The organism is Mucilaginibacter gossypii (assembly GCF_900100945.1).
Taxonomy (GTDB): domain Bacteria; phylum Bacteroidota; class Bacteroidia; order Sphingobacteriales; family Sphingobacteriaceae; genus Mucilaginibacter; species Mucilaginibacter gossypii.
In genome coordinates, this window is record NZ_FNCG01000013.1 from 33,632 (window position 1) to 47,164 (window position 13,533).

General features: G+C 42.5%; 10 protein-coding genes. 8 read left to right on the forward strand and 2 right to left on the reverse strand.

Translation table 11 applies throughout. The features are described from left to right. Positions 1-34 precede the first annotated feature (34 nt). Entirely contained in the window at positions 35-931 is an 897-nt protein-coding gene (locus BLS28_RS21075) for a DUF6340 family protein (RefSeq protein ID WP_129568388.1), read from the reverse strand. 243 nt (positions 932-1,174) lie between these two features. Between BLS28_RS21075 and BLS28_RS21080 the strand changes: the two genes are divergently transcribed. Together BLS28_RS21080 and BLS28_RS21085 are read left to right on the forward strand one after the other, a co-directional pair. Further along, the gene (locus BLS28_RS21080) at positions 1,175-2,290 is read left to right on the forward strand and encodes a M42 family metallopeptidase (protein ID WP_091172072.1); all 1,116 of its coding nucleotides are present in this window, start codon (positions 1,175-1,177) and stop codon (positions 2,288-2,290) included. A gap of 101 nt (positions 2,291-2,391) precedes the next feature. After that, positions 2,392-3,294, forward strand: coding sequence for a nucleotidyltransferase family protein (locus tag BLS28_RS21085; protein ID WP_091172073.1), 903 nt, complete (start codon positions 2,392-2,394; stop codon positions 3,292-3,294). A 76-nt stretch (positions 3,295-3,370) separates the two neighbouring features. Here BLS28_RS21085 and BLS28_RS21090 read toward each other — a convergent pair whose 3' ends face one another. Beyond that, the gene (locus tag BLS28_RS21090) at positions 3,371-3,757 is read right to left on the reverse strand and encodes a hypothetical protein (protein WP_091172075.1); all 387 of its coding nucleotides are present in this window, start codon (positions 3,755-3,757) and stop codon (positions 3,371-3,373) included. A 581-nt stretch (positions 3,758-4,338) separates the two neighbouring features. Between BLS28_RS21090 and BLS28_RS21095 the strand changes: the two genes are divergently transcribed. The 6 genes from BLS28_RS21095 (at position 4,339) to BLS28_RS21135 (ending at position 13,512) form a co-directional block, all read left to right on the forward strand. Then, the gene (locus BLS28_RS21095) at positions 4,339-6,603 is read left to right on the forward strand and encodes a glycoside hydrolase family 31 protein (RefSeq protein ID WP_091172076.1); all 2,265 of its coding nucleotides are present in this window, start codon (positions 4,339-4,341) and stop codon (positions 6,601-6,603) included. A 317-nt stretch (positions 6,604-6,920) separates the two neighbouring features. After that, positions 6,921-7,721 (forward strand): hypothetical protein, encoded by an 801-nt coding sequence (locus BLS28_RS21105; protein ID WP_091172079.1) that lies wholly within the window; start codon positions 6,921-6,923, stop codon positions 7,719-7,721. A 337-nt stretch (positions 7,722-8,058) separates the two neighbouring features. Beyond that, the gene (locus BLS28_RS21115) at positions 8,059-8,835 is read left to right on the forward strand and encodes a hypothetical protein (protein WP_091172082.1); all 777 of its coding nucleotides are present in this window, start codon (positions 8,059-8,061) and stop codon (positions 8,833-8,835) included. A gap of 133 nt (positions 8,836-8,968) precedes the next feature. Further along, positions 8,969-10,216, forward strand: a complete 1,248-nt coding sequence (gene dctA / locus BLS28_RS21120; protein WP_091172084.1) for a C4-dicarboxylate transporter DctA — start codon at positions 8,969-8,971, stop codon at positions 10,214-10,216. Between the two features lie 594 nt (positions 10,217-10,810). Continuing rightward, on the forward strand, positions 10,811-11,689 hold the full coding sequence (gene sucD, locus BLS28_RS21130) for a succinate--CoA ligase subunit alpha (protein ID WP_090534235.1): 879 nt from the start codon (positions 10,811-10,813) through the stop codon (positions 11,687-11,689). Positions 11,690-11,973: 284 nt separating this feature from the next. Beyond that, on the forward strand, positions 11,974-13,512 hold the full coding sequence (locus BLS28_RS21135) for a serine hydrolase domain-containing protein (protein ID WP_091172291.1): 1,539 nt from the start codon (positions 11,974-11,976) through the stop codon (positions 13,510-13,512). The last annotated feature ends 21 nt before the right edge of the window (positions 13,513-13,533 follow it).

The following is a 13,533-nucleotide window of genomic DNA, read 5'->3' on the forward strand; positions in this document are numbered from 1 at the left end:
ATTTGTAATAAGGTTGGTTTAGGTTTTGAGGACTTTACTCTTTCATCAAATCAACAATAATAGCTTTGGCAAAATCATTGGGCTGTTTCTGGTTCGAGATCTTGGCCACCTCAAGTGCGGCCTCGATATCGCCCTGCGCCTCATATACTACGGCAAGGTTGTAAGCTGCGCGGCTGGCAAGCTTCAGGTCGGGCCCGTCAATAAGCGGGTTTAATAGCTGGAAAGCCTTATCAAATTTACCGGCTTTGATCAGTTCTACCGAGCTGCTTAGCTGGTCGCCATTGGTATACAGGGGCCTGTCATGATAATCGGTGTACGGCAGGTAATCCTTTAGGGCATCCAATGCCGAATTACGGATAGCATCAAATAACGGCCCGCCATGGGCAAGTAAGCTGGATGCATTACCATAAGGATTATTATCATTTATTTCAGCCTCACCGTTTAGCTTTTTAAAGTAGATGCCATTGGCTTCGTAAAGAGTAAAGCTGGTTTTAACCACCGATACCCGGTAAACCGACGGTACGCCGTTATAATAATCCTGCTCCAATTTGGTTTCGCCTTTAAAATCCTCAAACGCGAGCACATAAGAAGCGTTGTATTTTTTTGCCAGAAATTTCACCGAATCGGTATTGGCGGTAAAGTTAACCGAGTCAACCAGTTGTACAACTTTTACACCGGGCAGCGCATGCAGCTGTACCGCTGCATGGTTTATAGCGGTATAAGCGGCGGCTTTAAATGTAGTTAATACGCGTTTATTGCGGTTACGGGTCGAATCGGGCATGTAGTGGTTAATGACCACGATGGTTGTTTTTGCCCTGTTAAAATTCAGCTTCGGCGCGTAATCAACCGGAACATTTACATATTGAGGAACGCTGCATGCCGCTAAAAAACATGCCGCAAATAGGATACAAGTTAGCCTGAATAGTTTCACCTTATTAAAAATTAAATATCGTGGAAAGGTATAACATAAGCATGAAAGCTTTATGAAATAACCGGTCATTTTTGTATCAAAACAAACCAGCGCCTTCATTGTGACTAAATATTTTCAAAAACGTTTAATAATGATTTTATATAATTGATTTACTGCTTATATCCGGCTTAATTTTAGTGCAATGTCATGAGCTTTATTATATTTGCTGTATTACTACATTTAGATTGAAAACATTAATTCAATATGGCCAAAAAGAAATCTGACGCCCCACAGCATACGTCCGTTGTAAACGAAACTTCACTCGCGTTTTTTGAAAAATATATCAACAACCCCTCACCTACAGGTTTTGAATGGAAAGGCCAGGAGCTTTGGCTCGAATACCTGAAGCCCTATATTGACACCCATTATGTTGATAATTATGGCACCGCGGTTGGCATCATCAATCCTAAAGCCGATTACAAAGTAGTTATTGAAGCTCATGCCGATGAAATTTCATGGTTTGTGAATTACATCACTAACGATGGCTTAATATATGTTATCCGCAACGGCGGCTCCGATCATCAGATAGCGCCTTCAAAACGTGTAAATATCCATACCGATAATGGCGTGGTTAAAGCTGTTTTCGGCTGGCCTGCTATCCACACCCGCCTGGGCGGTGATAAAGAAGAAGCGCCTACCCTTAAAAATATCTTTTTAGATTGCGGTTGCACCTCAAAAGAAGAAGTTGAAAAACTGGGTATCCACGTAGGTTGTGTTATCACTTACGAAGATGAATTTATGGTGCTTAACGACCGCTATTATGTTGGCCGTGCGCTTGATAATCGTGCAGGCGGCTTCATGATTGCCGAGGTTGCCCGTTTACTTAAAGAAAACAATGTAAAACTTCCTTTTGGTTTATATATAGTTAACGCGGTGCAGGAGGAGATAGGTTTACGCGGTGCCGAAATGATAGCGCATAAAATTAAACCCAATGTGGCTATTGTTACCGATGTTACGCATGACACCCAAACGCCAATGATTAACAAAATTACCCAGGGCGACTTAGCCTGCGGTAAAGGCCCTGTTGTATCATATGCTCCGGCAGTACAAAACAACCTGAATAAGCTGCTTATTGAAAGTGCTCAAAAAGCGGGCATACCGTTCCAGCGTCAGGCATCATCACGGTCAACAGGGACCGATACCGATGCCTTTGCTTACTCAAATGATGGCGTGCCATCGGCATTAATCTCATTACCTTTACGTTATATGCATACCACTGTCGAGATGATCCACAAAGAGGATGTTGATAACGTGATCCGTTTGATATACGAGTCTCTGCTAAATATTCAGGCCGGTCAGGATTTCAGGTACTTTAAATAACAAAAAGTTTATATTGCATATAAAACAATCCGGGCAAAAATCCATTCACCTATAATAATTAATCATAAAATAGCTTTTAACAAATACCCCCGATACTATCTATGAAACCAACCTTACTGATATTGGCCGCAGGGATGGCTAGCCGTTATGGCAGTATGAAACAAGTTGACGGCTTTGGCCCCAATGGCGAAACAATTATTGATTATTCAATATATGATGCTATAAAAGCAGGCTTCGGCAAAGTTACTTTTATCATCCGCGAAGAGTTTGTTGACAGCTTTAAGGCCATTTTTGAGCCTAAATTGGCTGGTCGTGTTGAAACAGATTACGTTTTCCAAAGCTTTGACCTTAAGCCATTTGGTATCAACAAAGAAATCGAACGCGCCAAACCATGGGGTACAGCCCATGCAGTGCTTGCCGCGCGCAATCAGGTAAAAGAACCTTTTTGCGTAATCAATGCCGATGATTATTACGGCTATGACGCGTTTGAAAAAATGGCTAAATTTTTAACTACTGAAGTGAAGGACAATCTGTATTCACTGGTAGGTTATCAGATTGACCGCACCCTTTCTGATTATGGTTCGGTATCCCGTGGTGTATGTAAAGTTGATGACGCGGGCAACATGGTTGAAATTAACGAGCGTACCGAGGTTTATTTTAAGGAAGATAGTACCGTAGCTTACAAGGATGCCACCGGCGAGCATGCGCTTCCTAACGATACCCGTGTATCAATGAATTTCTGGGGCTTTACACCGGCTATCTTCAAACAAAGTGAGCAAATGTTCGTAGATTTTGTTGCGGCTAACGAAAATAATCCTAAAGCGGAATTCTTTATCCCGCTTGCTGCTGATAAGCTGATTAAAGATGGTACTGCTGCGTTTAAAGTGATCCCAACCGGTTCAAAATGGTTTGGTGTTACGTATAAAGAAGACAAACCTATCGTTCAAAAAAGCATATCTGACCTGGTAGCTAACGGTGTTTATCCCGAAAAACTTTGGGACTAATTAATATTTGCTCCTTCAAACAAAAAGCTCCCGTTCCAACCGAACGGGAGCTTTTTGTTTGATATGGCTTCCTAAATTAGTCCTGGTAAATAAAGAATGTTTTTTGATCACCGTCTTCATAAACGTGCAGGGTTTTCTTAACCACCTGGTTATTGGTTTTAACTTCCATAATGTAATCACCATCTTCAAGATTGGTTAAAACATAACCCCTTTCAACATCGGTTTTGGTTGATACAACATCTTTCAGCAAAAGTTCATTTTGTTTGCTATAAACGCGTATAAATGAACGGCCGTTTTCTGATTTTGCGAGTATTAACTTAACACCGCGGTCGTGGTCAAGGGCTTTAAAGGTAACAACCTCTTTAGCTTTAGGAGTTACATCGACGGCTTTAGCTGCTGTAGTAGCAAATACACCTGCGCTTAATAATAAGAATAATGCTGATAATTTTATTGAAGTTTTCATGATTTTGAGCTTTTAAGTATGTTAAATATTTTGTGTTTGTTATTTCAATGATCAAATGAACAACATTAATTTTAAGTGCTAAAAAGTGTTATACCAGCACCGAAAAGATATAGACCAATACCCGGAAGTATTCGGCAAACACCAAAAACATGCTAATTATCAGTGTTTTACAAGTTGGTCGAAAATTAAAGGGCGTTTATCGGGCAGGAAAGCGGGTTGGTCGTTTTTGGGGATGAAATAGAAAAACCCATGCAACGTTTTTTAAGCTCAATTAACAACCATGTCGTTGCGAGGAGCCGCAGGGGAAGAAGCCCCTGGAGCGACGTGGCAATCTCGTAGCTATATAGATCGGACTTGCATTGGCTACGAGATTGCCGCGCTGCGCTTATAATGACATGGTTTCTATTTGTTTTCCAAAGCAACTTTCCCCTTCCCAATACCTATGGTTACAAACGAGCGAGAGTTAAATGAAAAGAGGAAAATCCGTTGACGTTTATCTCAAAATCTACATTTAACAAAACCAACCTAACCAAACAACGTTGCCTTTAAGTACCTTTATCTATTCCGGGTACCCCACAGGCATGAATTTAGAAATTGCAGGTAACGTACAGGGCTTTAAACAACAAGATGGTATTTTAACAATTAAAACCGCCGAAGCCGAAGCAAGGGTTTATATCTATAGCCCTACAATTATCAGGGTAAGCATCAGTAAAAATTTCAACCCGGATGATCCTTCCTTTGCGGTAATCAGGCAGCCACTGGCCGATTTCGATTTTGATGAGTCATCGGTCAATATTGATATTACTACACCCGCCTTAAGGCTCAGTATTCAGAAATCGCCACTACGTTTCAACTTTTTTACTGCAGGTGGTATCTCGCTGAGTGAAGATGACGCCCGCTTTGGTACAAACTGGCAGGGCGAACGGGTGATCTGTTATCGCCGGTTGTTTGAGGGTGAACGGTTTATTGGCCTGGGCGAAAAAACAGGTAACCTCGACAGGCGTGGCGCGGCGTATGTAAACTGGAATACCGATGCGCCAAACCACACGCCCGAATCCGATCCGCTGTATAAAACCTTTCCGTTTTTTATAGGATTACACAGCGGGTTAACTTACGGTTTGTTTCTTGACAATACCCATAAAAGCTACTTCGACTTTGGTGCATCCACAGATGAAGAAACAAGCTGGTTCGGTGCCGATGGCGGCGATTTGAATTACTACTTTTTCGGGGCACAGGGTGTTGCCAAAATAATTGAAGATTATACCTGGCTTACCGGCAGGATGGAAATGCCGCCGCTCTGGAGCCTGGGCTATCAGCAATGCCGATGGAGTTATATGAGTGCCGATGAAGTGTTGAACATCGCCCAAACCTTTCGCAAAAAACAGATCCCTGCCGATGTAATGTACTGCGATATCGACTATATGGACGATTTCAAGATCTTCACCTGGAACAAAAAAACTTTCCCTAAACCCAAGCAAATGCTCGATAAACTAAAGGAGATGGACTTTAGGCTGGTTACCATTGTTGATCCGGGAATTAAGGTAGAAGAAGGTTATAAGGAATACGATGAGGGTATTGAGCAGGATTATTTTGCCAAATATCCCGACGGCGAAAATTATACCGGCTATGTGTGGCCGGGCCGCTGTCACTTTCCAGATTTTTTCAGGGAAGAGGTACGCGAATGGTGGGGAGCAGCCTTTACCGCTCTTACCCAACCCGGCGTTGAAGGTTTCTGGAATGATATGAACGAGCCTGCCGCCTGGGGGCAAAATATCCCATGGATAGTAAAGTTTGGAGATAAGTTTATGCCGGAAGTGCGTAATGCCTATGGCATGCAAATGGCCCGCGCCACTTATGATGGCACAAGAAAGATCATGGGAAACAAACGGCCGTTTGTACTTACCCGCGCGGCTTATTCGGGCACACAACGCTATTCGGCCGTGTGGACGGGCGATAATACCGGCACCGATGCCCATATGCTTTTAGGACAACGGCTGGTAAATAGTTTGGGTATTACAGGTATGAGTTTTATCGGGGTGGATATCGGCGGCTTCAGCGGCAACCCTACGTCTGAGCTCATGGTACGCTGGAACTCCCTTGGTGTATATACCCCAATGTTTCGCAATCATGCTATACAAGGCAGTAAAATGCGCGAACCATGGGAATGGGGTAAGGGTAATGAACAAATCATTAAGAAGGACATTGAACAACGGTACAAAATCCTGCCCTACCTGTACAGCAGCTTTTATCAATCAACCCAAACCGGCCTGCCGGTAAGCCGCACATTAGCTATTGAGCACAGTTTTGACGGGAATGTTTTTGATGAGCGTTTTCAAAATGAATTTATGTTTGGCGACGCGATGCTGGTTGCTCCTGTTGAAAGCACTAAACTAACCGAAGATGTTTACCTGCCCCGAGGCTCGTGGTATAGGTTAAGCAGCGATAGGTTTTATGAGGGAGAACAGATTGTTAATGTTCAGGCGCCATTAACCGATCTGCCGGTATTTGTTAGGGCCGGCGGTATTATCCCCATGCAAAGTGTTGTACAAAGCACCAATGAAAAAGGTGACGGTATATTGCAGGTACACGTATGGAACGGCAGGGAAGCAAATAGCTTTGTGTATTATGAAGATGACGGGGTATCATATGATTATGAGCAGGACATTTATTATAAACGGACTATCGCTTTTAATCCAATCGAAAAAACAATTAATTTATCATCAGTTGAAGGCTCATTTAAATCGAGGTTTATGCAGTTGAGATTTGTTTTGCATGGTTTTGATGGGGTTAAGCTGCAGGAAGAAATAATAGAGAATAAAAGCGGAGAGATTGAAGTGAAATTATAATTGTTGTTTCATTTCTTTGAGTAGTGATCGAACCAGTCTCATGGTTTGTAATACGCGGCGGGAGGGGGCTCAGGTGCCCAAAACAGGCTGGCCTGCCATTCGGCCTCAGAGAGGTATGATGATTATGGAAAATTTAAAGAATGGCGGGATCCAGCGGAGCCTCCTAATTGTGGACGAAACATTGGCTAACCTTTTGCCTTTACTCATCGTTCAAAATGGGTATGAACAATATTATAGCATTCTGCTCCTAAATATTTTCAAAATTTCTTTAATTAATTGATAATAAGTTAAATTTGCGCGGAATTAAAATCCTAAACATGAAACACAAGTACAAAATTATAGTATTGCTGCTTGCCGGTATTACTGCCATTTACACTTCGTGCCATAAGCTTAACATGGCGCCTAATAATCAAAGTACAGTAAGTAAAAAAGAAGCGAGTGTGCAAATTGCGCAAAGCCTTGTTGGCATTTTTAACCCCGAAAACGGCGGGTTTGATTTTAAGAGCGGTTTAAGTATGCCAACCGATCTATCCCTGAACAAAAAAGGTAAGATCAAAGTACAATCTGTTGACCCTCGGCCACAGTGCGGCGCCAAAATGGATACCACGATAGCATTTAATTTAGATCAAAGCGATACCTCAAAAATTGATATCTGGGCTAAGGTTAAATATGAGCTTACCTGTACCAATGGAGTGCCTTCAGGTGTTACCGCTAATGATAGTTTAAATATGACTATGACAGGCAGCGGTTTTACGATGGTTTTAAAAATGGGTGAAAACCTGGTACTCAGAAGCCTTAATCCGGGTGTTGAACACGCGCAATACTCTTTTGATGGCCCTGTGAATTATTATGCCAGGGTTAACTACACCAAACCTACAACAGACCAGCCAAATGTTGAAGGCACGTTTAACTACAATTTTAAATCAATTGTTGTTGATCCAACAAAAGACCCAGATTTTATTTTAAGCGGAAGTGCTACCTTTTCGAGTAAAGGAAGTATTGGAAAAAATGTCTGGAACTATAAAGGGACAATAACGTTTTTAGGTGGTCACAAAGCTAAGATCACTATCGATGGTACTGTTTACACCGCCGATCTGATGACAGGCGAAGTTAATTAAATTCGTTTTTAAATATATGTAGAGCCCTGCTCCCTAATAGGAGGCAGGGCTTTTTGTATGCTATGGTTTTTCAAAACGGCATGCTTTTTATCACCTTGTATTTGATAAAAAAAACGGGGAATATTTTCCACGTATTTTTCCCCGAAGCGGGGAAAGTAGGTAGTGGGTGTGTTTTGTGTTCCGTTGCTATCAGCAGTATAAATCTTTAACTGTTTTATAAAAAAGGAAAATGAGCCTAAAAACACATATCCCGGCCGTTTTTTTTGCGAATTTTTTACCTGGTGGTATGCTTATTGCGAAATGAGGCAAAGAGATCTAAACTTTATCTTATACGTTTATGAAACTAAATCTACGGAGTGTATTACCTTTATTAGCAGGTGTGGCTGTTCTTTATTCGGCCTGTACAAAAACAGGAATTAATGTAAAACCTGATCCATCAACTGTAAAAGCAAGCGATAATGTAGCCAGTTCGGCCATTGCAGATAACCTGGCAAAATCGTTGGCCGGCTCATTTGGAGGGGCCAGCCTTAACGACGGTGTTACCCCCTCAACCAATGCCTCATCAAAGCTTAAAGTACAGAGTACTTATAGTTGCGGTTTTTATATTGATACCAGCCTGAACCGTGTATTTAACCAGGGTGATACTTTAAAAGCAACCAAAACAGGCGGTACTAAATATTATTTTATTTGTGACGGCAACAAAACTGTTGGTTACGATTCGGTTGATTCATTAAATACCGAAGGCAGTGGCCCGGGTTATTCATTCGTTTACAATATTGTGCAGAAATATAAGGTTAGGGGCCTTAACACCAATAACTCAAACTTCTCGCTTGATGGTCCGATGAAAGCCTATGTTGATAACGAATACACTAAATACAAAACGTTTAGCAGGGTGCATAATACCTACGTGTTCACTAACCTGTATGTACATGGCAACGATAAGTTTGATATCAGCAGCGGCACAGCTACTTTCCGTTCGGAAGGAAAAACAAACGGCGGCGGCTGGGATTATAGCGGCACCATTGTTTTCCTGGGCAACCACAAGGCAAAGCTAACTTTCCTTAATAAAATTTTCTTAATTGATTTACTAACCGGTAAATCAACACCTGCATAATCACAATCTTTCAATCAATCAATTATGCCCTGTGCCGGTTTCCGGTACGGGGCTTTTTTGTGCCTGAAACAATAACTTATTATATTGCCGTCCCATCCTGTTGCTCCCCCTTTAGGGCGCCGGGGGATCAATCATGAAACGCCTCTTATCAAACCTAACTTTCCAGGTACTCATTGCCATTGCCCTTGGGGTAGTGGCCGGCTTATATGTTAAAGGTTTTGCCCCGACTGCCGAACTCATCAGCAAAACGTTCATCAGTCTCATCACCATGCTGATTGCGCCTATCATATTTTTAACCATTGTGCTGGGCATTGCCGGCATGAGCGATATGAAAAAAGTGGGCAGGGTAGGCGGTAAAGCTTTGTTGTATTTCGAGATCGTAACCACGTTCGCACTTGTCATCGGTGTTACCGTAGCCAATATTATTAAACCCGGTGCCGGTTTTGAAAACCATGCAGCAAAAATGGATACCGGCAAATTAGCCGTTTACGAAAAAGCTGCCGCCGAAATGCATTGGGGCGATTTTATTGCCCATATAGTCCCCTCAAATATGTTTAAAGCTTTTGCTGAAGGCGATATTTTGCAGATCCTGTTTTTTGCGATACTGTTTGGTTTTGGGTTAAGCAGGATGGGTAAAAGTGGCGAAGCGGTTATTCAGCTATTTGATAAGCTTTCGAAAGTGTTTTTTAATATCATGAAGATAGTGATGAAGGTGGCGCCGATAGGGGCTTTTGCAGGGATGGCCTTTACGGTGAGCAAATATGGTATCCAAACCCTTAAACCGCTGGCTTTGTTGATGGGCTCGGTTTATCTGACCATGTTCCTGTTCATATTTGTAGTATTGAATATTATTTGCCGGCTGTTTAAGTTCAGCCTTTGGGAATATCTGAAATACATCAGGCAAGAGATCCTGATTGTGCTTGGTACATCCTCATCCGAATCGGCATTACCGGCCATGATGGAGAAAATGGAAAAGTTTGGCTGTTCCAAATCGGTGGTGGGTCTGGTGATCCCCACGGGGTATTCTTTTAATTTGGATGGCACTACGATTTACTTGTCCATGTGCGTGATATTCCTGGCGCAGGTGTTTAATATCCCGCTTTCATTAGGGCAGGAGTTAACGATTATCGGGATCCTGATGATCACTTCCAAAGGAGCAGCAGGTGTAACCGGAAGCGGTTTTATTGTGCTCACCAGCACGCTCACAGCCATCAAAATAATCCCGGTTGAAGGGCTGGCGATATTAATAGGGGTCGACAGGTTTATGTCGGAAGCGCGGGCCATTACCAATGTGATTGGCAATGGTGTGGCGACAATTGTGATTGCGAAGAGTGAAGGGGAGTTTGTTGCCCAGCCCGCTGAAAGGGGAGTTAATGAATAAATCGGATATATATATATTATTAACAATTTTCAAAGCACTGGTTTTGTTAACTGGTTTGACATTTACTGCGATCAATTTTATCCCGGGTATTTCTGGCGATAAAGTGAAACTTAAAAAAGCCGGGATTATATTTCTTGCTACGTTTTTGGTGTTCGTTTTAATTACAGCGGTTGAATTTGCAATTGCATTCAATTAGTAATTGGCCACGTTATGGATGGTAGTGTAATGATTTCGGATTTTGTCTGAACCGGGATTTATAGGATTTTTTTGATTTACGGTTTTTTGTCTGGACCCGAATCTACCAGAATGAAAAGCAAATTCAATAAATTGCTAAAATTCGTTTAATTCGAGTTCAGACAAATAGCCTGGGCCGCAGGCAACGCCCTAATTTAGTTGGCAGTAGATAGTTTTCAGTTGACAGTTTTATTCAACGGGAACTTTATAATCATAAAAAATTTAAAACACATAAACACCCTATAACCACATCCAATCCCCTTAAAAGTCACTTTTATGTTAACATATAAATTTAGATTACAATAGGGTTTGACATTCGGGCAAAAACTTTAGCTTTGCCGTACTAAAACGAAAAAACCAATGAGTGTACTCGTAAATAAAGATTCAAAAGTTATTGTACAAGGTTTCACCGGTAAAGAAGGGTCATACCATGCCGAGCAAATGATTGCTTATGGCACTCAGTTAGTTGGTGGTGTTACACCAGGTAAAGGTGGTCAGACCCATTTAGACAGGCCGGTTTTTAACACGGTTAAAGATGCCGTTGTTGCAACCGGTGCCGATGTATCCATCATTTTTGTACCTCCTGCTTTTGGTGCAGATGCCATTATGGAAGCTGCTGAAGCCGGCATTAAGGTTATTGTTTGTATTACCGAAGGGATCCCTACAAAGGATATGATCGCAGTAAAAGAATATCTTACAGATAAGGATGCACGCCTGATTGGTCCTAACTGCCCCGGTATCATCACTGCTGATGAGAGCAAAATTGGTATCATGCCTGGCTTTATTTTCAAAAAAGGTAACGTTGGCGTGGTTTCAAAATCAGGTACTTTAACTTATGAAGCGGTTGACCAGGTGGTTAAAGCCGGTTTGGGTATCACTACAGCTATCGGTATTGGTGGCGACCCGATCATTGGTACACCAACCAAAGAAGCTGTTGAATTATTAATGAACGATCCGGAAACTCATGGTATCATCATGATTGGTGAAATTGGCGGAAATATGGAAGCTGATGCTGCCCGCTGGATCAAAGCAAACGGTACTAAACCGGTTGTTGGTTTCATTGCTGGTCAAACAGCGCCTCCGGGCCGCCGTATGGGCCACGCAGGTGCTATCGTAGGTGGTGCCGATGATACTGCTGCTGCTAAAATGAAGATCATGGCCGAGTGCGGTATCCGAGTGGTTGAGTCGCCAGCTGAAATTGGCGCTGCCATGGCAGAAGAATTGGCTAAGTTAGCTTAATGCTTAAGGCGCAAAGCCGAAAGCGAAAAGCTTTTTAATATTGAAGATCCCGGTCATGATTTGGCCGGGATTTTTTAGTTTAAGATGATTACTTCTTAAATCTCAAAAAACATGTCATTGCGAGGAGGAACGACGAAGCAATCGCATGCTATACAGGGCGGTTATGCCTAGCCACGCTGCGTTTGCAATGACATATTTTATTAACAGTATTCAAATGGATAAAATAGCTCAAAGCGATAGGATTCTGCAATTCAGATTCAGACAATTTTTCCGTATCTATGTATATGGTCAAAAATCTACTTAAGTTAGTCTTATTCATTTCGTTAGCTGCGGTAAGCTACTCATCTATGGCCCAACCCTACAAGCCCGCAATGTTTACTGATCCCGACAGGTTAAAAAAGATCCAGGCTACTTTCCCTGTCATCGATCAGCTTTATAAAAAATATGCTGAAGATAATCACTGGCCGGGATTGGTGTATGGCATTGTGGTTGATGGTAAACTGGTGCACAGCGGTGGTTTAGGGTATACCGATATTGATGCCAGGATCAAGGCTGATTCATCGTCGGATTTTCGGATCGCCTCCATGACCAAAAGCCTTACCGCTATGGCTATCCTAAAACTCAGGGATGAGGGCAAGCTAAAACTGGATGATCCGGCTTATATTTATATCCCCGAGATGAAGAGGTTGAAATATTTGACCAAAGATGCTGTCCCTGTAACCGTAAGGCATCTGCTTACGCATACAGCAGGTTACCCGGAAGATAACCCATGGGGCGACAGGCAACTTGCAGTTAGCGATGAAGAACTTCTGGCGCTATACAAAAAAGGCATTTCATTTTCCAATAATCCTGGGCAGGGCTATGAGTACAGCAACCTTGGGTTTGCTACGCTGGGATATATCATCAAAAAAGTATCGGGCAAAACTTACGAGCAATACATCACAGATAATATCCTTAAACCGTTAGGTATGACACATACCTATTGGGAATATACCAAAGTGCCCAAAGATAAACTGGCGCATGGTTACCGCTGGCTTGATGGTAAATGGGTTGAACAACCTTTGTTGCATGACGGGGCTTACGGTGCGATGGGCGGCCTGATCACCACTATTGAGGATTTTAGCAAATACATGGCTGTACATATGGATGCCTGGCCTCCGCGCGATGATGCCGAAGCCCTGCCTGTAAAACGTAGTTCTATCCGGGAAATGCAGTACCCCTGGGATGTGAATTATTTAACTGTAAATGCCAAAACAACCACGGGCAGACCATGCCCCAATGTCAGTGCCTATGCCTACGGTTTACGTTGGGCAAAGGATTGTGATAACCGCGTGTACATTGGTCATACAGGGGGCTTACCGGGTTTCGGCAGTCAGTGGAATATCTTGCCGGAGTACGGTGTGGGCGTTGTTTCATTTGCCAACCTGACTTATGCCCGTGCTGGTTATCCCAATAACCAGGCTCTGGATACGTTACTGGCTCTTTCGGGTATAAAACCACGGCAATTGCCTGCATCAGCCATATTGGAGCAACGTAAAAATGATCTGCTTAAGGCCATCGCTGATTGGAGCAAGGCTAAAGAAAGCGGCATTTTTGCTGATAACTTTTTTATGGATTATTTCCCCGATAAACTTCAAGCAGCCGCAACTGAAGCTTTTGCAAAAACAGGCAGAATAATAAGCGCAGGCAATGTGGTGCCCGAAAATCAATTACGTGGCTATTTTATTATCAAATGTGAAACTGGAAATATCAAAGTGAGTTTTACACTTACACCCGAAAACCCATCATTGGTACAAGAGTTTCATTTCGACATTGTGCAATAGCTTGTACTTAATTCGGTCGTT